This is a genomic window from Bradyrhizobium sp. STM 3562 (assembly GCF_045571435.1).
Taxonomy (GTDB): Bacteria; Pseudomonadota; Alphaproteobacteria; order Rhizobiales; family Xanthobacteraceae; genus Bradyrhizobium.
In genome coordinates this window covers 1,909,847-1,931,874 of record NZ_CP120694.1, presented here as the reverse complement: position 1 = coordinate 1,931,874, position 22,028 = coordinate 1,909,847, and the positions used below count along the sequence as shown (strand labels likewise).

Here is a 22,028-nt window from a genome sequence, read left to right as displayed (position 1 = left end):
TGATCGGGCCCCGGGCGGGTGTCCGGAGCACGATCAATATGATAGCTCAGCTCTTGCCGCTGGCCGTCTTGTCGAGCGCGGCGCGAATGCCTTTTGCGAGCTTCGCCGCATCGTCGTTGGCCCAGAAGTGCAGGAAGAACAGCCGTGGCTGCTCGTCGAGCATGTGGCTGTGCACCGCCGTCACCTCGATTCCGTTCGACAGCAGCGCTTTGATCACGGGATTGACCTCGTCACCCGTCAGCGCAAAGTCACCTGTGATCGCCGCCTTGCCGCCGCCGGTGGGCTGGAAATTGATGCCCTGCGCGACGCCCATCGGGCCAGCCGGGCCGAGCTCCATTCCGCCTTCGTTGACGGGATCGCGGCGCGGCACGGCAAAGGCGTAGACACCAGCGTTGTCCTTTCCCTTGACCCCGATGATCTGATCGAGCTGCGCGGTATCGAGATCGATCGCCGGCGGCTGGGAGGCGGGACTTGCGGTCAGCGGCGTCTTGCTGACGGCGAGCGCGTCATGAAGGACGGTCGCGATCTTGAGTGGGTCGCCCTGCCCGCCCACATGCAAGTAGAAGGTTGCGGGGTTTGCGCGCAGCAGGTGGTTGTGTACGGCCGTGATTTCCAGGCCGCCCTCAGTCAACTTCTCCATTACTGGACGAATCTCGGTATCCAGCAGTACGAGGTCGCCCATCGCCATGGCGCCGCCATGCATCGGCTTGAACGCGATCCAACCGCCCAGCGCCAGCGCCGGCTTAATCGTGACGCCATCCACCGTGACGGTCAGATCGCTCCGCGGAAATCCGTACCGGCGGACATCGCCTGCCACCGCCGGCTTGCGACCAAGAGTATCATCCACCTTTTGCCAGTCGATTGATTGCGCGTGCGCGCTGGAGATGAACCGCTCGCTGAAGATCGTCCGATCCGCATAATCGGCGCCGGCAGCCGTCGCCAACAATGCGGCGAAAATCGAAACGGGCAGTGTGAGTCTAAACCGCATGGTAACCTCCTTGCTCAACTCGGGTTTGGCCCCGCTCGCATTTTGTCTCATTTTCGTTTGCCTCACGATGACCTCGCCGTCTCATTTCTGCAGCTGATCATACGCCCGTTGCACCGCATGCCAGTTGATTACCGCCATGAAGGCGCCGACGTAGTTCGCAGCCTTGGCGCCATAATCGATATGATAGGAATGCTCGTACATATCGAGCGCCAGAATTGGTGTGGCGCCAGCCATGGTGTGGCAGTGATCGGACGCCCATTGGTTGGTGAGCTTGCGATCCCGCGGTGACCAGGTCAGCAGCACCCACCCGGAGCCGCCTGCGAGTGCCTTCCCCATTGCGATAAACTCATCCTGCCAACGGTCGTATGAGCGGAAGTCGCGTGCTAACACCTCCCTCAGAGCTGCGCCCGGCTCGCTCTCGTCGCCGAGACTGTCGAAGAACACTTCATGAAGGATCATCGAATTTGTCGCGATGAGTTGTTCGCGCTTCAACCCGTTGACCAGGAAACCCGGCGCGCTTGCATAGTCGAGCTCGGCAAGCTTCTCCTCGATGAGGTTCAACCGCTTCACCGCACCGCCGTAATTGTTCTCGTAGTGGCTGATGATCATCCGCTCTGACATGCCGCGGATGCGGTCGGGGTCACACGACAATGGCTTCACGGCATAGTTCATGACCATCCTCCCTCAGATCGCTGGAGAGTACCGGATAAAGCCGCATGGTGCCGCGCTGCCTGCCGAAGCTCGCCTTGGTGAGCCACGAAGAACGCGGGCCACATGCGTGTGGCGTCATCAAGGAACGGCTGAATTTTTGGGAGAAGAGGGAGTAAACGACAGACATGCGGCGTCCTTCTCGAAAAACCGGACGCGATTCTTGGGCATGTCGCCTCGCGGGGAGATCGCTTCCCCGTGCGCGCAAATAAAGCGCGCCGGGCGGACTTGTCAATGGTTCCAAAGCTTGCAATGCCGCGGATGCTTGGCCAGCCCAAACATGATCGCTGGCGCTGAACATTCGCCGGTGCAGGCAGTGTTACGCCCATGACCTCGCCGGCTGTCTTGGCGATCGCGCTAGACAATGCCCAAGGAGCCTTGTCTACTCAATCATCGTCGTCGTCATCGGTCGCTCGCAACCGGCCGGTCTGCGAGTCGACTGCAACCTTCGTCGTTTGGCCATTCTTCGAACCGATCGCTTCGAGATATCTTCGCGGCGCTCCCGGCCACGCGGCGCGGCTAGACATGTTAATTTTGCGCGTTTCTCAGCGCTCCACTACTGAAGAGTTTCTGAAAATCCTGTCAGGAAGCTGCTGTCGCAACGAACAGCATCTAAATGCCGGAGGAACTCTCGAACAGGAGCACACCGTGCGTATTCCGATCTTTGAGGATGAAAGCCGCGAGGGCCTTGAGACAAAACACTACCAAGTCAGCATTGCAATCTTGATCCGACTGCGACTCTTGCCTTGAAGGGTAAGGGTGCACAGTCTGCAGATCGACCATGAATGGCAGGCAGAAGTCACGACGGTTGCCGCTGGATTTTGTACCTTGTCCGGGCTCTGTCAGAAATCAGCGTTGCTCCGGAAATGAACAGAAGTGCAAGGACGACCTTTCGAAAGGCCGCCTCGTCGATGCGCCCGAACGATTCAAGTCCGAGCCAGGTTCCTGCGAGAACGCAAGGCAAACCCATCACGAAGAATTTCAGCCTCTCTGTCGTCCAAGCTCCCGTCACTCCTGGCCAAAGTGCGCTCATCAAAAAAATGGTGACGGCGGCAGGCTGGAAGACCGCCCGCTGAACGTCTTTTGGCCAGCCGCGCATCCGCACCAAACTGTCACGATGATACCGGCGAGACCGGTGAGCCCGCCAAGAGCTCCGTTGACGAACCGACCATGGTGTCGAAGACGCGCCCGGCGGCGCTGATCGGCTTCAGATTCGGATGAAAGTCTGCACAGAAAGCATAGAGAACGAGAAAGACGCCAACCGCAATGCGCACGCTGCGTGGCTGCCACCAGGTCAGGAGCATAACCCCGGCTGGAACGCCGACTGCGGCACCAATCACGAAAGGCCAAAGCCTGTACCAGTCGAGTGCTGCACGCAACTTCCAGACCGAGTAGCCTTGCACCAGAAGCCCGAAAGCAACGATCACGCTGGCACTCTGCAATGGCGTTAAGATGTAGAGCCATAGCGAGGCCGTAACCAGACCAAAAGCAAATCCTAAAAGACCGGCAACAAACCGGCAAACGTCGCGAAAAGGAAGAGTGGGATCTCCAGAGTCATCCCGTCCATTGCTCGCTCCTGCAGTGAAAGTACGTTGGAGCGCCTACGCAGCATCTTGGCCGGCGCGTACCGGTCAAGCCGCCAGCGGTCGGTGTGAAGCTAATGGCAGACATCCAACGTCCTTGGTGAAAAACCGGACGCGATGCTTTGGCATGTCGCCTCGTGGGGAGATCGCAGGTCCCCATGCGAGGAATACTGCCAAAGGGATTGGCACTGTCAATCGGAAAGCGGGCTGCGCGGGCCGACGACGCGCAACCGCGGACGAGCCGCTAATTCCATTTGATCAGGCTTCGGTCGGGCTGATCGGTCAACAACGGCTTGCCGAAAACCGACGGGATCAAGTCATCAAGGAAGAAGAGAAGCTGAGCCCGGAATCCGGGTCTGCTTCCGGCGTCACGGTTGAGCGGCACGATAGCCTCCGCGGCGATTTGCCAGGTCACCGCCACATAGGCAAAGCCTGGATTTATTGCCGCCGCCGTCTTCTGACCGCGCGGAGAATCGAAATTTAACTCGACCAGCGGGACGAGTTGGTTCAGCGGCTCTTCCCTGGGCTCCCCGCCTGTGAACCGGCCGGTCAGGTAATGAGTGCTGTACTGAATGGTAAAGCCCCAGTGTAGGGTCTCGGGCTTGATCGACGGAAGCACGGCGAATCGGTCAGCCGAGGTATCGGGGACAACCGTCGCGCCGACATTACCAAGCGGAATTTCATCGACAATCGCACCTGTCACGGCAAGCGGCCGCAGCCAGGACAGGTTGTCAGGAAGGTCGCCAAAGCCCTTGCCGAAGAACAGACCAGGTTGAAGCGTATCGGGCGCGCTGGCGCCGATGCTTCTTGCACCGGATTGCCCGATGCCCCAGGCGAGACCTGCCGAAATCAGCGCCTCATGTCGATTATCCCGAAAGATTTCGCCCTTAATCCCGATGTTGGTGGTGTCAAAGCCCGACAGCGCGCCGGCACTAAAGCTTCGATGGATCCAGCCCTGGTCGATCGAAACAGCGATCGTTGGTGTCAGTAGGCGAACGAAGGACCAGTTGATCCTGCTTTCGAGACCGTCGCTTCCTTCGACTGGGCGCTCCAGCGTCGAGATGGACGGCAAAATGGCCTCATCCGCGACGGCAGGGTCGTCAAACGTGACCGTGCCGACGAAGAAGCGATTGCCTGCGATGCCATGGGCATGTGCGGATGTGGCGCCGATGGACAGCGCTAACATGAAGAATGTATGTCGCAGTGACTGCACGTTGCGTCCAGATCACGATCTAGCCTTTGCTCATCTAATATGGAACGGAAGGCGCCCGCAACGCGCGAGCTACCATCCATTACGGGCTTAAACTGTCGGAGAGGCACCGATGTTCTATTTCGTGATGAAAGCGGCATTATCTGGATTGATTGCAGCCCTGGTGTCCGACATCGCCAAACGCAGCCCCGCGTTCGGGGCCTTGGTGGCATCGCTTCCTCTAATCTCGATCATGGCCGTGATTTGGTTGTGGCAGGACACAGGGGATGAGGCACGTATTGCCTTTCAGTTGGAAACGACCTTCTGGTACGTCCTGCCGTCCCTCCCGATGTTTATGCTCGTACCGGCTCTGCTGCGCCGCGGGTTCGGCTTTTGGCTTGCCTTGAGCGCTGGCTGCGTCCTCACCTTTCTCTTGTACCTAATCACGGCCGGGATTTTGGCGCGTTTCGGGGGCATCCAGCTGTGAGCTCGAGGTGAGGCTCTGAGAACACCAGCGGCATTGCAGGTATTCGGCGTTTTCGTCAGCCATTGGCGACGGTTTCCGACCTGCGCCGGCGACGTTTCAGAGCGTCTGAGCGATCGGCGCGCCCGTCCTCCTACCATTTGGCTGAGGCGCCAGCCTTTTGAGCTGCCGCTGGTCCCTCGCCGCCTCCGCCAGAAGCCAATCGCGGAAAGTCGCGATCTTCGGCAGAGCCGCAGTCGCCTTCGGGCAAACAATCCAATAGGTCTTTGATACCGGCAGGGATTCTGGAAATGGAAGCACCAGCCGGCCATTGATCAGATCCCATGCTGCAAGCGTTGTGCGCGCAAGCGCGATCCCCTGTCCGTTGATCGCCGCATCTATCACCATGCTCGCGCGGTTCAGCACCGGGCCATGAATAACACCGGCATCGTCGATGCCGACGCCGCGAAGCCAGTTGGCCCAATCAGACCGGCTATCGAGGTGGATCAGGGGAAACTTGAGCACGTCCGCTACCCCTGCGATGCGGCGGCGGCCAAACACCAGCTTTGGACTGCAAACGGCAAAGAGGCGCTCCGCGCAGAGCCGCACTCCGTCTAGCCCCCGGCCAGTTGTCGTCGCCATGACGAACGGCAAGGTCGACCTCCTCCCGGGCAAAATCGACGTGATGCATCGCTGCGGAAAACCCGAAGATCGATGCCGGAATGCGCTTCGGCGAAATGATCGAGCCGGTGCACCAGCCATTTTGCAGCAAAATCAGGCAAGGTGCTGACAGTGAGAACGCCTGCATTCTGCCGCTGCAGCAGGCGCTCCGTCCCGCCGCAATCCGATCGAGCGCATCGCGCACGACCGCAAGGTAGTCCCGACCTGCCTCGGCCATGATCAAGCGCTGCCGTTCACGATTGAACAGTTTGATTGCGAGCTCGGTTTCCAGTGCTTTGACCTGATGGCTCACGGCTCCCTGCGTGACGCAGAGCTCCTGTGCCGCGCGCGTAAAGCTTTCATGCCGGCCGGCGGCCTCGAAAGCCTTCAACGCGTTCAATGCCGGCAGTCGCGGTCGCATCGCAAGCTTCCCGGACAGGTCCTGAGAAAAATTAGGTCAAGCCCGAGAAACCATGCTTTGCGGGCTTCACGCGCCGGTCCTATTCAGGGGACGGCGGCTACTTTTGGCAGCGTTTTGGTCAGGAAGTGCGTCGCGCCCATGCGGGCCTTCATCGTACCGAAGGGATGCTCGACTGTCTCGCGACGCTGGCGCATCGCCTCCGGGTTTGCGTCAAGGCGCTGCTGCACAGCTTCGAGCAGATGCTCGTGCTCCCACCGCGTAATCCGCCGCTCCGGCCCTGGCGTGCATTGGGATTTGAGCGAGCAGGTTTGACAGGCCGTGGTCCAGTAGCGCCGCAGCACCTTGCCGTCTTCCTCGTTTGTATAGCGATACGGTAATCGCTCCCCAGCCTGGACAGCGATAGGCGTCCTCCTCCGGCAAATAGACGAAGTCCTGTTTGCCGAAGCGTCCCTCCGACTTGGCATTCGACGTCTGCGGCTTGGGCAGCGTCACTGTGATGCCGGCCTCGTGGCACGCGAGGATCTCCGGGCTGTTGAAGTAGCCGCGATCGGCTACAGCCTCGAGCGTCTCGGTCTTGAGGACGGCCTTCGCCTGCTTGGCCATATTAGCGAGTTGTGCCCGATCCGAGCCGCTGTTCGTCACCTCATGCGTCACGATCAGATGGTGCTCGGTATCGACGGCGACCTGCACGTTGTAGCCGACGACGCCGGACCCGCGCCCGCTCGTGGCCATCGAACGGCTGTCGGGATCGGTCAAAGAGATTTGCTGATCGGGCGACGCCAGCATCTGCTTCTCGTACACGGCAAGCTTGCCCATTTCCTCCTTCAGCTTCGTCAGCTTCTCGGTGAGCCTCGTTACCTTCGAGGCCAGCGCTTCAGTCGGCTCTTGCCGGTCGGCCGTGTCCAGCTGGCTCAGATAGCGGGCGACGCTCTCCTCCAGCTGAGCACGCCGCCGTTCCATCTTCGCGTGTGAAGTTCTTGTCCCGGTTGTTCACGGCCTTGAACTTGCTCCCATCGATGGCGACGCTCGCTGTCACAAGGAGGCCCATCTCGCGGCAGAGTTCGACAAAGCGCGCACAGACCTTGCGAAGCGCCAGACCGTTGTCCTTGCTGAAGTCCGCAATCGTTTTGTGATCGGGAGCAAGCCGACCCAGCAGCCACATGACCTCGACATTGCGTCCGGCTTCTCGTTCGAGCCGCCGACTCGACTGCACTCGGTTCAGGTAACCGTAGATGTAAAGCTTCAGGAGCGCCGAGGGATGGTAAGATGGCCGGCCGGTCGCGGCCGGTTCAACGCCTTCGAAGCTCATCTCGGCCAAATTAAGCGCATCGCCAAACGCATCGATCGCGCGAACAGGATTGCTCTCGTCAATGAAATCATCGAGGCATTCGGGCAATAGCGTCCATTGCCCACGATCAGCCTCCTCAACGAAGCGCCTCATCAATTCCCCCCAGAATCACAGGAGAATCATAACAGCAGCCCAGCGTTTTCACACATGGGGTAATTCCGGTCAGAGCCATACTGAGGCTCTGCGAATCAGCTCTCCAAGCCAATCGATGAGGCTCACCCCTCGGGCCTGCAATGAAGGAGAACTGCAATGGAGCATTATGTTGGACTGGACGTTTCGCTGAAGCTAACAACGATCTGCATCGTTGATCGGGCGGGGAAGATTCAACGTGAGGGAGTTGTTGATTCCGACCCGGAGGTGATCGCGGCATTCATCCAGTCAAACGCGCCGTATGTCGCGCGGATCGGGCTCGAAACAGGGGCAACGTCGACATGGCTGTGGACCGAGTTGAATAAGCTGGGGCTGCCCGTCATCTGCATCGATGCCAGGCACGCCAAGGCGGTGTTGAAAATGCAGGTCAACAAGAGCGACCGCAACGATGCCGCAGGCATCGCCCGCATCATGCAATGCGGATGGTATAAAGAGGTGCGCGTCAAAGACCTCGACAGTCATGCGGTGAAGGCTCTGTTGGTCAGCCGGGCTCTGCTCGTCAAGATCAAGCGGGATCTCGAGAACGAAATCCGCGGGCTTCTAAAGAACCTCGGGCTGGTTATTGGCCAAGCAAAGATGAACGTGTTCGCATTGCGTGCTGCGGAGCTCACCAAAGATAGGCCGGAACTCGCCGTGGCGGTAACGCCGCTACTCACCGCGCGAGTTGCCATCGAGCAGCAGATTGCGGATCTCGACCGTAAGGTTATGAAGCTCGCACGCAGCAATGCTCAAGTGCGACAGTTTATGACGGCACCTGGCATCGGACCTGTCACGGCTCTTTGCTTTCTTGCAACGATCGACGACCCTATGCGCTTCAAAAAGTCAAGAAGCGTCGGGGCCTATGTCGGACTAACGACCCGACGATACTCCTCCGGCGAGATCGACTGGACGGGTCGAATCTCGAAGTGCGGCGACAAAATGTTGCGAAGTTATCTCTTCGAGGCAGCCAATGTGCTGCTCACACGCGTGGCAAAATGGTCAGCGCTCAAAGCCTGGGGCATTCGGCTGGCAAAGCGAAGCGGGCTGCGCAAAGCCAAGGTTGCGGTCGCGCGAAAGCTCGCGGTCATTCTGCATCGGATGTGGATCGATGGTACCGAATTTAGATGGTCGTCAAAGGAGACCGCCATGCAAACAATATAGCAAACCAGCGAATTCCCGCCGACCACCGGCGGAATGTCCCTGCCGGGACGCTGGCGTTGGTGCGATCGCCCCTGGCTTTGCGATGCTCAAAAGGCAAGCGCGCTTCACACATTGATCCGCCAGCGTCATCCTACGCCATCATGCGGAGGGCATGCCCCTACCGCGGAGAGAACCATGAACCCGGCAAGGACGTCTTTGGAGAGTCTTGACCGCAGGCCCGGAATTAGAGAACAGCCAGGGTCATCAACGGAATTCATGGCGGCTGCGGCTCGCCAAGTGGCTCTCCTGCAGCGAGCGAATGCACCAGCGCGCCGACCTGCGCGCCATCGCCGACGACCCGCATCTGCTCGCGGACCTCGGGATCACCAGGGACGAGGCCCTGGAGCAGGGTAATGCGCCATTCTGGCCGTGACCCGACACGATCGCCTCTGATCAAGCAATGCCGAGGACAACGAGATGTCTGAGACCACTGTTTACGGCTTCCCACGCAGCACATTTGTCAACATCGTGCGCCTCGTCCTGACGCACAAGGGACGTGCCCTACACGTTCCAGGACCCCGAGCCCGCGATGGGCAAGCCCGAGCATCTCGCGCTGTACCCGTTCAATCTCCTCCCTATCCTGCGGCATGGCGACTTCATCCTTTATGAAACAAGCGTCATCGTCGCCCACATCGACGAGGCATTTGGGGGAGAAGGCCTGACCCCGCGGGATCCGAGAGGCTGCGCGCGCATGAACCAGTGGATCAGCGCTATCAACTCCTACTTCCATCCGTACATGATCGACCACGTTACCCACGAGCGCCTAGTCTTCCCGGAGCTCGGGATCGCCTCCGACGAAATGGTCGTGGCTCACGCGGTGCCTAAGGTGGAGCTCGGGCTCGCCGTAATTGAGCGGGAGCTCGCCCATGGCGAGCCCTATCTGCTCGGGTCGGAGCTCTCGCTCGCCGACTTCTAAATGCTGCCCAGCACGTTCGCATTCGGTTTGACCGACGAAGGTCAGTCTATGTACCGGAAATTACCAGCGTTCGGCCGCTGGCGCGCGCGGATGGAGGACCTGCCGACGACACGCAAACTGCGCGCAAGCCTGCCGCCACGCGAACCGATCCCGCACGCGCGGGAGTGGGCAAATTCGCGCCGCCCGAAATATTGACATTGGGGTGATCGGAAGGCCGGATCTTGCCCTGCATATCTGGCGCGTCTAGCCTACGATGCAGGGAAACGCAGGCTCCCCTCTAGATGGAACCGTCCGAGATCTTGCAACGCTCGATGTTTCGAGGACATTGCACATGGACCGTCCTCTCACCCACATTTCGATGCCAGTTATTCCGTTGCCAAGTGCGGACGCATGAGGTCACCATGCCGTTAAAGCCGATTGGGACTATCAAAATTCCGAACGCCGAAGGCAGCTCTTTCGATCATGGGGCTTTCGATCCGAAAACACGACGTGTCTTTATTGCGCATACGCAACGCGATTGCGTCGAGGTCATTGATCAGGACAAGCAGCGGCACGTCGCAACGTTGCCCGGATTCCCAGGCGTAGCCGGAGCAGTGGTTGACGATGGCGAAGTCCTGCTTACCAACCGCGGCTCCGCTTCTGTCGCCTGGATTGATGCTGTGACCTACAAGACCGCCGCCGTTTTCGAGACTGCCTCCCGACCAAACGGCGCGGTCATCGTCAGGCGTTTGGCGCTTGGGATCGCCGCTTGCATCGGGAATGAGGTCGAGATACCGACGCTTCAAAGCTTTCATCTGAAAAATGGCAGGTTGGCCAAACTCGAACTGCCGGGCCGCCCGCGCTGGTGTGTCACCGATATGGCTGCCGATCGGATATTTCTTTGCATCCGAGAGCCCTCGATGGTGCTGGTCGCAAGTCTCCCTGAACTAAGACCGATCGCCCAGTGGAAACTTCCCTCGGGTGGCGCCCATGGCCTCGACATCGATCATTCGCCTAGGCGGCTTTATGCTGCCTGAGACGACGGTGCGCTCGTCGAAATCGACAGCGCGTCAGGCGAGATCACAAATGTTTGGCCGATCGCTCCTTCCGGCAATCGTCCTTGCCGAGCGGCGTACCCAGTAGGTCTGCACCGGCGTGCAGGAGAGCTCGTTCTGGCACAGAGGAAGCTTCTGCTTAAATCCGCCAAGCAAGCCGTTGGGCTGCAGACGCTTGAGCGTGGTGCGCTCGGAGAGCGGAGAAGAGTTCCGCAATCTCAACAAGCTGCGAAATGGGCGAAGAGACTGGGTGCGTTTCCCGGCCACAGGCATTTTTCAGGCACATCCCAGAGCTGAATAAACAATCTGGGCTCCGTCATTGAAACTTCTTGCCACGATCAGTGATCCCAAGGGCTCAGAACCAAATGGCCAGGATCAGCCAAACACGTCCTGCAGCACACCTTCGCGGACCACGGCCACACCGTCGAGTTCGATCGTGGTACCCATCATGGGCAGGTCGAAATGTCCTGCCGTGTATCGACCGGCGAATTCGTTGGCGCCCGTGGAGAACAGGAAATTACCGGAAACGGCGCGCAGCTCCGTGCCGTTGGTGTCACGCTGATCATACATCGATAGTGCCTCGTAGCGCGCACCGGGATTCATGCCAAAGCCGACATGCGACACTGCGTAAGCTTCGCGGTCTCCCCAAGCCGCCAGATAGGCCCGCATCATCGCCGCATCAGCCCCCTCGCCTTCGAGATCGGTGACATAGTCATTTTCTAGCGTCATTTTGACCGGCGAGGTCAGATAGCGCTTGAAGGTCAGATTGATGTCGCCAGCCGCCATCACCAGCGTGCCGTTGACAGTCCCGCTCTTTGGGAAACTCACGACAATACCGCCCGGCCAGTGTGCCAACGTACCCGGCTTGTCGGTCCACCCCCACACGCCGACCGTTGAGGCGCCGGTCATATCGACGTCGAGCTCGGTCCCCGCCTTGGAGCTGACACGCATGCGCTTCGTCGCACGCAGCATCTTCGCCGCCGCACGTACTCGCTTTTCCAATGCTGGATCCGGAACCATGCGTTCAAGTGCTTCGGGGTGTTCGTTGGAAATCACCAGGATGCGGGAGCCTGCTTTGAGGATTTCCGGGGTCTCTGGCGCGTGCATCAAGCCTTCGATGGTGCAATCCACCACGAAGCCTGCCTGCTGCAAGGCCGTTACGACTGGACCAAGTCGCTGGATCGCCTCGCTCGCGCCCGTCGAACGAACTGGAACCGCATGCCTGTTGCGCGGCATCGGCACAATGAGGTGGAACGGCCTTGCTCCCATTCGCAGCAGCGCAAGCTCGGCCAGGTGCACATTAAGGGCTCGGGATTGGGTTTCGGATAGGATGGCGGCGATATCGCCCGATTTGACGGCGCAGCGTTCAAAAATCTCGCAGAACGCGTCGATCCACTTCGCTTCGATGCGATCTGCCAGCATGCTCTCTCCTCCACTTCCTAGAGTATCACGTCAGACTTCAGGGAATCCTCGCAACAAATACGATCGCGCTGCCTGCAGCAAGCCATTGAGGATCAATCCAAGCAGCGAGATCGTGATCAGCGGCACGAACATGTCTACGGCCTGAAAGGTCCGCGCAGCCGTGACGAGAACGTGTCCGAGGCCATCCGTCGAAGTTATCATCTCGGCCAGAAATACCACGATGCAGGAAATGACAAGGCCGATGCGGCAACCTGTCAGGATCGACGGTGCGGCCGCCGGCAGCACCACCTTGAAAAGAATCTCGCGCGGCGGCGTTCCCGCCGCCATCGCCGACCAGAGCAATTTCTGCTCGACCGTCGAGGCGCCGTGATAGGTCGAGAGCAGGATCGGAAACACCGCATCGGCGGCGACAAGCGTGATCTTCGATTCATGACCGAAGCCGAGCAGCAGCAGGAGCGCGGGATAGAGCGCGACCTTCGGCAGCGGGGCCAAGACGCGCACCATCGGCCGCACCACGGCATTGATTGACGGGCTCGCGGCGGCCGCGAGCCCGAGCGATACGCCGAGGATCACGGCGATGGAGAATCCGGCGAAAAGCCGAAACAGCGTGGTCAGGATCTCTTGCTCGAAGCTCGCGCTCCCGAGCTGCTGCATCAAATGCGTAAATACTTGGCCGGGCGAGGGCAGCAGCGCCAGCGGCGCCAAGCCGAATGAGACCAAGGCCTGCCAGATTGCGAGCAATAGCGCGATCGGGATCACGCCGAGCAAGAGTTCCGTCGCCAGGACCCGGCTCTTCATGTGAAGCTCAAGGGAATGTCGAATTGCGGCTCGGACCATCGGATCAGGCGCGCCCGTATCCTTTCAAAGGCGGCATCAAGACCAATGCCCATTGCACCGATGATGATGATCATCGCAAAGACTGTGTCGTATTGTCCCATATCCAACGCGTTAAACAGGATGTTTCCGGCGCCGGACTGCCGCGCGATCATCTCGCTCATGACCATCGTGATCAATGCCAGCACGAGCCCTGTGCGGCAACCGGTGAGGATTTCGGGCAATGCCGCGGGTAGCACAATGCGGATCATGCGCTCTGTCCCCGACAGGCCCATAGCGGCACCAGACCACAACATCTTTTCTTCGACTGCTTTGGCGCCCTCAAAACTGTGATAGATCACGGGCAGGCTCACGCCGAGAAAGATCACCAGGATCTTGGCGAGGTCGCCTACGCCGATCCAGAGCATGATGATCGGCATCAGGGCGGCTTTCGGCACCGGATAGGTCACCATCAGCAGCGGATTGAAAAACGACGCAACGGTTCGGCTGCGGCCCATCGACAATCCAACCGGAATGGAAACGAGGACGGCCGCCCCGAAGCCGATCGTCATTCGGCGCAATGAGGCCAGGATGTTGATCAAAGCTTCCTCGTCGCCGAGGATCGACGGTATCGCTCGGATCGCATCGGTTGCCGTCGGAAAGCTATCGCTGTTCAGGCCGAGTGCAGCGATCTGCCATACGGCTAGCAATCCCACGCATGCGAGCACGGGCGCCAAACGTGCTAGAAGAGCACGACCGCTCATGGCCGTAATCCACCTTCGCCAGATTCGTCGAACATGCGTTCGATGTCGACCACATATTTTTGATAGCGTGGATCGAGCAGCAGCTCGGTACGGCGGCGTGGGCGCGGCAGATCGATATCGATGACCTGTTTGATGCGTCCCGGCGAGCGGGTCATCATTACGACCTTGTCCGAAAGAAACACCGCTTCATCCACCGAATGGGTGACGAACAACACCGTCTTGCGATCGCGCTCCCAGATGTTGAGCAGATCGTTTTGCAGCCGCGTGCGCGTATGCGCGTCGAGCGCGCCGAACGGCTCGTCCATCAACAGCACCGCCGGATGATAGGCCAGCGTCCGGGCCAGCGCCACGCGTTGCTTCATGCCACCGGAAAGCTCTTTCGGATAGAAATCCTCAAAGCCTTTTAGCCCGACCATCTCGATCAACGCGCGGCTTTGCGCCTCGGCTTCCGCGGCCTTGATCCCCTGCTGACGCAGGCCGTACATGACGTTGCCAAGCACGGTCTTCCACGGGAACAATGCAAATTCCTGAAACACCGGGCCACGATCAGGTCCGGGGCCCCTGATGTCCTGCCCCCGCATTTTCGCGGTACCCCGTGTCGGACTTACGAAGCCGCCAACGATGTAGAGCAGGGTCGACTTGCCACAGCCCGAAGGACCAAGAATGGAGACGAAGGCGCCATCCTCGATTGCGAGCGAAACGTCCGACAACGCCAGATGATCTTGACGCGCCGAAGTCTGAAACAACTGCGAGACATGATCAATCTCGATCATCGGCTGTAAAGGCCTTGCTGCGGGCGCGGACTCGACCTGAAGGTCCGATCGCGATGGCATAAGGTTCATTCTCGCCGCTCTCTTGATGTTGGCTATCAGCATAGCGGAAAACCGCGTCCGCCGGCGATGCGGGTTTCATGCCAAAAGCGTCGGATTTTGCTAGCTGAACCACGGCCATTCCGCAGGCCCCGCATGCGTCACCGCGCCGCCCGGCGCCTGTCCGACCAGCCGTGCATACTTTGCCAACGCACCGGCGCGATGGCGCGGCGGCCGAGGTTTCCAGGCCTGGCGCCGTACCGCCAGTTCACGTTCCTCAACCAGCAGATCCATTCGACGCGCACCCGCATCGATCCGGATGCGGTCGCCATCGCGCACCAGCGCCAAGGGTCCACCGACGAAGGCTTCCGGTGAGACATAGCCGATGCACATCCCGCGTGTCGCGCCTGAGAAACGCCCGTCGGTAATCAAGGCCACCTTCTCGCCCATCCCTTGCCCGTAGATCAGTGCGGTCACGCCCAGCATCTCGCGCATGCCGGGGCCCCCGACTGGGCCTTCATTCCGGATGATCAGAACCTCGCCTGCCGCGTATCGGCGATTCCGGACGGCATCGACGCAGGACTCTTCGTCCTCGAACACCCGCGCCGCGCCTTCGAAAACCAGGCTCTTCAGGCCCGCTACCTTGATCACGGCTCCATCGGGACAAAGATTGCCCTTTAGTACGGCCACACCGCCATCCGGCATGATCGGTGTCTGCGTGAAGTGTATGATATCTCCGTCCGGCGCGTTCGCCCCGCCATATTCTTCCGCAATCGTTCTGCCGGTAATGCTCAAACAGCTACCGTCGACATGGCCGCTCTCGACGAGAGCGCGGATCACCACGGCCGTACCGCCGACATCGTAGACGTCTTTCGCAGTGTACTTCCCGCCTGGGCGTAAATTGCCGATCAGCGGGGTCCGCGCGAACACCTCGCCGACATCGTCGATCGTAAAACGGATACCCGCCTCGTTGGCGATCGCCGGCAGATGCAGTGCGGCGTTGGTCGATCCCCCTGTTGCCGCCACTATGGCTGCGGCGTTCTCCAGGGATTTCCGACTCACGACATCGCGCGGCAACGGCCCGCCCCGGTCCAACATCTGCATCACCAGCCGCCCGGCCTGACGCGCGACCTGCGCGCGCTCGGGATACACGCCGGGGATCATGGAAACGTTGGGCATGGTCAGTCCCAGCGCCTCGGAAACCATCGCCATTGTATTTGCGGTGAACTGTCCGGCGCAGGCTCCGATCGTCGGCAGACAGTTCCGTTCGATGCCCGCAAGCGTCGTTTGATCGATCTCGCCGGTCATGAAGCCGCCGACTGCCTCGTAGGAATCGAGGACCGTGAGTGTCTTGCCGTTGAACCGGCCCGGCAATGCGCTGCCGCCATAGATAAAGATCGATGGCACGTTGCAGCGGATCATTCCCATGATCACGCCGGGTAGCGTCTTATCGCAGCCGCCAAATCCGATCAGGGCGTCGTAAGCGAGCCCATGAACGACAGCCTCGATCGAGTCAGCAATCAATTCCCGGGAGAACAACGAGAACTTCATGCCCTCATGGTTCATGCTGATACCGTCCGAGACGGAGACGGTCGTGAACTCGCGGGGGCAGCCGCCAGCCTGCGCGATGCCTTCTTTGGCGGCCGCGACCTGGAAATCGTGGGTCATGTTGCAGGGCGTCTGTTCGCCCTTCATGCTGACGACCCCGACCATCGGCTTTGCAATCGTTGCGTCGTCCAAGCCCATGGCACGCATGAAGGCGCGATGCGGTGCACGGTCCAGACCATCGGTCGTCACCCGTGATCGCCACTTCTTCATTTCAACATTCTCCGCAACACGGCCCAGCAGGCTCACTGACGCCGCGATCGTCACTCCAATGGCGCTACGATGCTCGGGTGCTTGAATTGCGCGACATCCATCTTGGGCAACATTCCCGTTTCCGCATAGATATCGAGCATCTTCTGGATCGCCGGAAAGTTCGGCGCGGCGCCCGGATCCCTGCCGAAATCGTTGTCCTTCAGGAGATAGGTGTCGAGCACCGGGATCGGCGCCTTCAGCACCTCGGAGACGACCTTCAAGGTCTCTTCGCGATTGGCGAGTGCCTTCTTCATGCCAAGGGTGATGTCGCGCACATAGGCTTTTACCAGATCGGGATTCTTGTCCACGAAATCGGCGCGACAGGCTTCAAGAATGTGCACGATGTTGGGCATCGCCTGAGACAGCGAGAACAGTTTGCGGGTACCGCCTTTGGCCTCCGCGCGTGCGGCGAAAGGCTGGTTCATGTTGACGGCATCGACCCGGCCCTGACGCAACGCATCCTCGGACACCGCGAAGCCGACTTCGACCAATTTGATGTCCTTGGCCGGGTCAACCCCGTTCTGCTTGAGCAGCATGTTGAAAGGACCTTGGGTGCCACCGCCGATCACCGAAATCCCGACGGTCTTGCCCTTCAAATCCGCAATGGTCCTGATGGGGGAGTTATCCATGACGGCCCAATACACAGAGAAGCCGCCGGGTTTCTCAAACACGTGCTGGGCGACGATGTAAGCCTTCAGATTGCCGCCGAGGACGCCATTGGCGAGCGAGAGCGGCGCCTGGGTTGCGCAGTCGAGGGCACCGGCCGCCAGTGCTTGCGTCATCGGCGCGGTGCCTTGGAATTGGGTCCATTCGATTTTGTAAGTCTTGCCGATGTCGGGAAATTCGGCCGGCCGACGCATCATCCAATATTTCGATTCCTCTGCCGGAATGGTCCAACCGACGCGAATGGTCTGTTGCGCCCGCGACGCACTCACGCCGGCGAAGATTGACAGCGCCGCCCCGGCGGCCAGGATCCACGTCGAAAAAGTTCGCATACGCCCCGCTCCACTCTCTCGGCCCCGAAAGGCAAGCAAGCCCGACTTGGACCCCAAATCTTTCATGGTTCAAACAATCAGGCAAGCCATTGGAGCGTCGGTCATATTCGCTGGCCCCTGGATTGTGCTATGCTTCATCGCAGCCGGAGATCAGAATGAGCGGGATTGGAAAGGCGGGCGCGAGCGCCGAAAAGCTCGGCTATATAGGGCTGGGATTGATGGGGACACCCATGGCGCGACGCCTGCTCAGCGCCGGCCACGAAGTTTTCGTCTGGAACCGGTCCGCTGGGAAGGCCGCGGCGCTGGCAGAGGCCGGAGCAAAGCTCGCGAGCCATCCGCGTGACGTCGCCGCCAGCGCCAGCATTATCTTCACCTGCGTGACCGATGCGGCGGCTGTGGAAGAGGTGGCATTGGGCACCAGCGGCCTTAGTAAGATGGCCGGCCAAGGCAAGTTGGTCGTCGACTTCTCCTCCATCCATCCCGACGCCGCGCGCGATATCGCAGCGCGTCTGCGCCAGGCCAATGGCATGGGATGGATCGATGCGCCGGTCTCAGGCGGCACGAAGGGAGCGGAGGAAGGCACGCTGGCGGTCATGGCAGGTGGCGACTCCGCTGATATTGAGCGAGTACGGCCCTATGTGTTGGCGATGGCACGACGGTTCACGCATATGGGCCCGACCGGCGCCGGCCAGTCAACGAAGCTGTGCAATCAGGTCATCGTCGGCTGCGCAATGGCGGTGCTTGCGGAAGCAACACGGCTCGCCGCAAATGCCGGTATCGACGCGGCGCGCCTGCCGGAGGCGCTCGCCGGCGGCTTTGCAGACTCAATTCCTCTTCAATTGTTCGTACCACGCATGGTCCAGGGCATCCATTCACCACCGCTTGGCCACATTGCCACTATGTTGAAGGATCTCGATACGATCATCGATGTCGCCCGCGACACGTCGACCCCGGTTCCAATGGCCTCGCTCGCCGCGCAGCTCTTCAGACTGGTCAAACTTTCGCGCGGCGCAGATGCCGATGCCCTCGAAATCTACAAATTGTCTGCATCTCCTGATTGAGCCTCTCTGCTTAAGCCAAAATAAAACTAGGAAACGTCAAATGTATAAACCCGCCGACGTCAAAACCTCGTCCGACTCTCCCATTCCGGCGCAAATGCGCGCCTGGACTCTCGGCGGCCCCGACGAGCTTTTCCTGCGCGAGAAGGCGACGCCAGTTCCGAATAGAGCCGAAGTATTGGTCCGCATCGACGCTGTCGCGATCTGCGCCACCGACCTTGAAATCATCCACTCGGGATCACCAGCGCGCATCCAGGGCGGGCTGCCCTTCAACAAGAACTTTACTCCAGGCCATGAATATATGGGCACCGTTGCAGCGCTGGGTCCCGATGTCGACGAATTTGAGATCGGCCAGCGTGTCACCGTGGAGATCCACGCTGGTTGCGGTCAGTGCAAGCGATGCCGCCAGGGCATGTACACCTCATGCCTTAACTATGGGAGGCCGGAGAAGGGCCATCGCGCCAACGGTTTTACCACCGATGGCGGCTTTGCCGAATACGCGGTCAATCACATCAATACGCTGGTGCACGTACCCGATAACATGAGCGACGCCGAGGCGACGCTGGTCGTCACCGCAGGCACATCGATGTACGGCTTGACCGAACTCGGCGGTCTGGTTGCTGGTGAAAGCGTCGTCATAATCGGCCCCGGGCCGATCGGATTACTTGGGGTGGCGGTGGCCAAGGCGCTCGGCGCAAATCCTGTTATCCTGACCGGAACGCGAGAGCGACGGCTTGCGATCGGCAAAGAGCTAGGCGCCGATCGCGTCATCAACATCACTGAGGAGGACCCGGTTGAGATCGTGAGACGGCTTACCGGTGGAATTGGCGCCGACTATGTCCTCGAATGCGCCGGCACGGAGGCGACAGTCAATCAGGCCATTCACATGACCAATCGCGGCGGGCGAATCTGCCTGGCAGCATTCCCCCATCAAGCTGTCATGACGGATATCGCCCATTTGGTCCGGAACAACATCTACGTGTTCGGCATTCGCGGCGAAGGCCGTAGCGCCACGCATCGTGCGATGGAGCTGATGGCCGAAAAGCGGTTTGATGCCACCAAGATCCACACCCACACCTTTTCGCTCGCCGAGCTCCCGACAGCACTGCGCTATGCCCGGGAGCGGGTCGAGGACGCCATCAAGGTCGTGGTAGCCAACCGGCCCGCAAATGCCATAGCCAGCGCCGCGGAATAGGTTTCAAACCGAGCAGTAGCGCTCCTTGACCTCATCATCGGCGAGCAATTCTCGGGCCGAGGACTGGTGCACGACCGCGCCCTGGTCCATGACGTAGGCGCGGTCTGCGATCTCAAGCGCCAGTTCGACGTTCTGCTCGACCAGCAGCACCGTCGTGCCCTGGGCCTTCATGGCAAGAAACAATTCGAACATTTCATCGACGAGCACAGGCATGATCCCTTCGGAGGGCTCGTCCAGCATGATCAGATCAGGCTTGGCAATCACGGCGCGGGCAATTGCCAGCATCTGCTGCTCGCCGCCCGACATGGTTACTGCCTCCTGGTCCAGCCGTTCGGCAAGGCGTGGGAAAATTTTGGCGATGTCCTCGATCAGTTGCAGCTCATGCCTCTTTTCCGGCGACGCCACTAGGCCAAGCCTGAGATTTTCCCGTACCGAAAGCCCCTGCACGATGCGGCGCTCCTCCGGCACATAGGCGAGCCCGAGCGCAAATCGTAGGTGGGCAGGCAAGTTCAGCAGCTCTTTGCCCTTGAATGTGACTGAGCCGCGGGTTCGGTCCATCATTCCCATGATAGACTTCAGTGTTGTGGTCTTGCCGGCACCATTGCGTCCGATCAGGCACACGATTTCGCCCTTGGCCACCTCAATACTGACGTCCTGCAGGACGTGGCTTGCGCCGTACCAGGCATTCAGATTGGCGACCTGCAACATCACGCGTTAATGCTCCCGCTGGCCCAAGTAGACCCGCTTGACCGCTTCGTTTTGGCGAACCTCCTGCGGGGTTCCTTCCGCCAACAGCTCCCCATGATGTAACACCAGGATCCGATCACTGATGCCAAGCACCAGTTTCATCTTGTGCTCGACAAGGATGACCGTTCGCTCGCTGGCCAACTTGACGATGAGATCCATCATGACGCGGGTTTCTTCGGGGCTCATCCCTGCGGTCGGCTCGTCCAGAAGTAGCAGACGGGGACGGCTCGCCAGGGCCATTCCGACCTCTAGCGCCCGCTGCTCGCCGTGCGCGAGCGATCTTGCCGGGCGCTCGCGCGCTTGCCACAATCCGACCAGTGCAAGCAGTTCATCGGCCTGCTCGGCCAATTCGCGAAGCCGACTGCGCGGACGCCATAAATCATAGCGTGACACCAGCGCCTGGAGCCCGATCCGAATGTTCTCGCGCGTAGACAATTGCGGAAACACGCTGGTGATCTGGAAAGACTTTGCGATCCCGAGATGAGCAAATCGATGCTGCGGCAGGCAGGTAACATCCCTGCCCTCGAACTCGATGCTGCCGCTGGATGGCGCGAGGACCCCCGACAACAGATTGAAGTATGTGCTCTTGCCGGCACCGTTAGGGCCGATGATCGAGGTGATCGCGCCGCGCCTGAACTCGGCCGATATGTCCTTCAGCGCGACAAATTTTCCAAACACCTTGCCTAAGCGTTGGGTGCGCAAAATAAGCTGATTTGAATCTAGCGAGGTCATGGTTTGCCGCGGGATGTCAGCGTGCCCCAGATTCCGGCCGGGAAGAACAGCACGCAACTCACGAAGATAGCGCCGACGATGAGCTGCCAATGCACGGTCCAAAGCGAGACCAGATTCTCAAGCAGCAGAAAGACCGCCGCGCCGATCATCGGCCCGAAAAATGTCCCCATTCCGCCGAGCAGGGCAATCATGACCACGATGCCGGAGGTGTCATAGTGCAGGATCTCGATCGGTACGATGGACAGATGCAGCGCCTGAAGGGCGCCGGCAAGGCCGCAAAAGCCGCCGGAAAGTACGAACGTGATCAGGCGCGTCAGCGTCACATCGTAACCGGACGCGCGGGCGCGCGTCGCATTTTCGCGTACCGCCTCAATGACCGCACCGAAGGGCGAGGCGAGAATCCGTGATAGTACGAAGAAGGCCGCGATTACGAAGGCGGCAATCACGTAATAGCGGGTCATCGGATCGAGGAAATCAAGCCGCATGCCGAACAGATCGATGCTGCGTACATTGATTCCGCGAAGGCCGTTTTCCCCGCCGGTCCAGTCGACCGCCTGATAGAAAAGGTAATAGACGCACTGCGACAGTGCCATCGTGACCATGGCGAAATAGATGCCGCGGGTTCGGATCGCCAACACGCCGATCAAAGCAGCCATTGCCAGGCCCGCAACGACGCCGATTGCAATCGCTGCGTACCAGGGCAAGCCGAAATGCACGATCGCTATGCCGCAAAGATAAGCTCCCGTTCCGAACAAAGCCGCGTGACCAAAGGACAACAGGCCGAGATAGCCGTAGACTAGATTGAACCCGAGCGCGTAGAGGCCATAGATCAAGATATTCACCGCGAGCGCGGTAAACGGCATCACGAGAGGAAATACAAGAACCACAAGGGTCGCCAGGGCGACGCGATGGCGCGTTGCAACATCAAACCAGCTTACGCGCGCAGCCTGTGTCCGCAGCAGGGACTGGCTCATCTCATTCATGGCCGACTTTCACC

25 protein-coding genes and 1 pseudogene are annotated in these 22,028 nt (G+C 60.0%); 9 read left to right on the top strand and 17 right to left on the bottom strand.

From position 1 onward, the window contains the following. Positions 1-46: 46 nt before the first annotated feature. On the bottom strand, positions 47-988 hold the full coding sequence (locus tag P6U23_RS08940) for a DUF1259 domain-containing protein (RefSeq protein WP_407179183.1): 942 nt from the start codon (positions 986-988) through the stop codon (positions 47-49). 81 nt (positions 989-1,069) lie between these two features. After that, positions 1,070-1,660, bottom strand: a complete 591-nt coding sequence (locus P6U23_RS08935) for a superoxide dismutase (protein ID WP_407179182.1) — start codon at positions 1,658-1,660, stop codon at positions 1,070-1,072. A gap of 363 nt (positions 1,661-2,023) precedes the next feature. On the opposite strand from P6U23_RS08935, the gene P6U23_RS08930 reads away from it, so the two are divergent. Further along, complete coding sequence (locus P6U23_RS08930; RefSeq protein ID WP_407179180.1) at positions 2,024-2,446, top strand: hypothetical protein; 423 nt, start codon at positions 2,024-2,026, stop codon at positions 2,444-2,446. Between the two features lie 362 nt (positions 2,447-2,808). Here P6U23_RS08930 and P6U23_RS08925 read toward each other — a convergent pair whose 3' ends face one another. Next, positions 2,809-3,150 carry a TSUP family transporter gene (locus P6U23_RS08925; protein WP_407181390.1) on the bottom strand — a complete coding sequence of 114 codons (342 nt, stop codon included), beginning with the start codon at positions 3,148-3,150 and terminating at the stop codon, positions 2,809-2,811. Positions 3,151-3,523: 373 nt separating this feature from the next. Further along, positions 3,524-4,465 carry a hypothetical protein gene (locus P6U23_RS08920; RefSeq protein WP_407179179.1) on the bottom strand — a complete coding sequence of 314 codons (942 nt, stop codon included), beginning with the start codon at positions 4,463-4,465 and terminating at the stop codon, positions 3,524-3,526. 136 nt (positions 4,466-4,601) lie between these two features. Here P6U23_RS08920 and P6U23_RS08915 point away from each other — a divergent pair, with 136 nt between their 5' ends. Further along, entirely contained in the window at positions 4,602-4,955 is a 354-nt protein-coding gene (locus P6U23_RS08915) for a DUF3147 family protein (RefSeq protein WP_407179178.1), read from the top strand. 96 nt (positions 4,956-5,051) lie between these two features. Here the strand turns inward: P6U23_RS08915 and P6U23_RS08910 are convergent, their stop codons facing one another. The 3 genes and pseudogenes from P6U23_RS08910 to P6U23_RS08900 all read right to left on the bottom strand — a co-directional run. Next, complete coding sequence (locus P6U23_RS08910) at positions 5,052-5,540, bottom strand: LysR substrate-binding domain-containing protein (RefSeq protein WP_407179176.1); 489 nt, start codon at positions 5,538-5,540, stop codon at positions 5,052-5,054. Next, complete coding sequence (locus P6U23_RS08905) at positions 5,425-6,012, bottom strand: LysR family transcriptional regulator (RefSeq protein ID WP_407179175.1); 588 nt, start codon at positions 6,010-6,012, stop codon at positions 5,425-5,427. Before P6U23_RS08905 ends, P6U23_RS08910 begins: the two co-directional genes overlap by 116 nt. A 95-nt stretch (positions 6,013-6,107) precedes the next feature. After that, positions 6,108-7,453, bottom strand: a pseudogene (locus tag P6U23_RS08900) (IS1182 family transposase); the annotation flags it as partial. A 156-nt stretch (positions 7,454-7,609) separates the two neighbouring features. Between P6U23_RS08900 and P6U23_RS08895 the strand changes: the two are divergent. From P6U23_RS08895 to P6U23_RS08875, 5 genes are all read left to right on the top strand, one after another. Further along, positions 7,610-8,650 carry an IS110 family transposase gene (locus P6U23_RS08895; RefSeq protein WP_407179173.1) on the top strand — a complete coding sequence of 347 codons (1,041 nt, stop codon included), beginning with the start codon at positions 7,610-7,612 and terminating at the stop codon, positions 8,648-8,650. A gap of 205 nt (positions 8,651-8,855) precedes the next feature. Further along, the gene (locus P6U23_RS08890; RefSeq protein WP_407179172.1) at positions 8,856-9,062 is read left to right on the top strand and encodes a hypothetical protein; all 207 of its coding nucleotides are present in this window, start codon (positions 8,856-8,858) and stop codon (positions 9,060-9,062) included. A 123-nt stretch (positions 9,063-9,185) separates the two neighbouring features. Further along, the gene (locus tag P6U23_RS08885; protein WP_407179171.1) at positions 9,186-9,605 is read left to right on the top strand and encodes a glutathione S-transferase family protein; all 420 of its coding nucleotides are present in this window, start codon (positions 9,186-9,188) and stop codon (positions 9,603-9,605) included. Next, positions 9,606-9,800, top strand: a complete 195-nt coding sequence (locus tag P6U23_RS08880; protein ID WP_407179169.1) for a hypothetical protein — start codon at positions 9,606-9,608, stop codon at positions 9,798-9,800. Between the two features lie 206 nt (positions 9,801-10,006). Further along, positions 10,007-10,621 (top strand): YncE family protein, encoded by a 615-nt coding sequence (locus P6U23_RS08875; protein WP_407179167.1) that lies wholly within the window; start codon positions 10,007-10,009, stop codon positions 10,619-10,621. Positions 10,622-11,014: 393 nt separating this feature from the next. Here the strand turns inward: P6U23_RS08875 and P6U23_RS08870 are convergent, their stop codons facing one another. The 7 genes from P6U23_RS08870 to P6U23_RS08840 are packed head-to-tail and all read right to left on the bottom strand — an operon-like array spanning position 11,015 to position 17,299. Next, entirely contained in the window at positions 11,015-12,061 is a 1,047-nt protein-coding gene (locus tag P6U23_RS08870; protein ID WP_407179166.1) for a peptidase M29, read from the bottom strand. A 30-nt stretch (positions 12,062-12,091) separates the two neighbouring features. Continuing rightward, a complete protein-coding gene (locus P6U23_RS08865; RefSeq protein ID WP_407179165.1) occupies positions 12,092-12,859 on the bottom strand; it encodes an ABC transporter permease in 768 nt (255 codons plus the stop codon). Beyond that, a complete protein-coding gene (locus tag P6U23_RS08860; protein WP_407179163.1) occupies positions 12,856-13,638 on the bottom strand; it encodes an ABC transporter permease in 783 nt (260 codons plus the stop codon). The genes P6U23_RS08865 and P6U23_RS08860 overlap by 4 nt, the downstream gene beginning before the upstream one ends. Then, positions 13,635-14,480, bottom strand: coding sequence for an ABC transporter ATP-binding protein (locus P6U23_RS08855; protein WP_407179162.1), 846 nt, complete (start codon positions 14,478-14,480; stop codon positions 13,635-13,637). The genes P6U23_RS08860 and P6U23_RS08855 overlap by 4 nt, the downstream gene beginning before the upstream one ends. Beyond that, positions 14,398-14,589: a hypothetical protein gene (locus P6U23_RS08850; RefSeq protein WP_407181793.1), complete on the bottom strand. Its 192-nt coding sequence runs from the start codon at positions 14,587-14,589 to the stop codon at positions 14,398-14,400. Before P6U23_RS08850 ends, P6U23_RS08855 begins: the two co-directional genes overlap by 83 nt. Continuing rightward, complete coding sequence (gene ilvD, locus P6U23_RS08845) at positions 14,571-16,265, bottom strand: dihydroxy-acid dehydratase (RefSeq protein WP_407179160.1); 1,695 nt, start codon at positions 16,263-16,265, stop codon at positions 14,571-14,573. The genes P6U23_RS08850 and ilvD overlap by 19 nt, the downstream gene beginning before the upstream one ends. A gap of 50 nt (positions 16,266-16,315) precedes the next feature. Continuing rightward, a complete protein-coding gene (locus P6U23_RS08840) occupies positions 16,316-17,299 on the bottom strand; it encodes an ABC transporter substrate-binding protein (RefSeq protein WP_407179158.1) in 984 nt (327 codons plus the stop codon). Between the two features lie 230 nt (positions 17,300-17,529). On the opposite strand from P6U23_RS08840, the gene P6U23_RS08835 reads away from it, so the two are divergent. Then, positions 17,530-18,360 (top strand): NAD(P)-dependent oxidoreductase, encoded by an 831-nt coding sequence (locus tag P6U23_RS08835; RefSeq protein WP_407179156.1) that lies wholly within the window; start codon positions 17,530-17,532, stop codon positions 18,358-18,360. Continuing rightward, on the top strand, positions 18,314-19,552 hold the full coding sequence (locus tag P6U23_RS08830; protein ID WP_407179155.1) for a zinc-binding dehydrogenase: 1,239 nt from the start codon (positions 18,314-18,316) through the stop codon (positions 19,550-19,552). Before P6U23_RS08835 ends, P6U23_RS08830 begins: the two co-directional genes overlap by 47 nt. Before the next feature lie 3 nt (positions 19,553-19,555). Here P6U23_RS08830 and P6U23_RS08825 read toward each other — a convergent pair whose 3' ends face one another. From P6U23_RS08825 to P6U23_RS08815, 3 genes are read right to left on the bottom strand one after another with little or no spacing between them, the layout of a single operon-like run. After that, on the bottom strand, positions 19,556-20,260 hold the full coding sequence (locus tag P6U23_RS08825) for an ABC transporter ATP-binding protein (protein WP_407181389.1): 705 nt from the start codon (positions 20,258-20,260) through the stop codon (positions 19,556-19,558). Between the two features lie 6 nt (positions 20,261-20,266). Then, entirely contained in the window at positions 20,267-21,031 is a 765-nt protein-coding gene (locus P6U23_RS08820) for an ABC transporter ATP-binding protein (RefSeq protein ID WP_407181388.1), read from the bottom strand. Then, positions 21,028-22,014 (bottom strand): branched-chain amino acid ABC transporter permease, encoded by a 987-nt coding sequence (locus P6U23_RS08815; RefSeq protein ID WP_407179154.1) that lies wholly within the window; start codon positions 22,012-22,014, stop codon positions 21,028-21,030. Before P6U23_RS08815 ends, P6U23_RS08820 begins: the two co-directional genes overlap by 4 nt. Positions 22,015-22,028 lie beyond the last annotated feature (14 nt).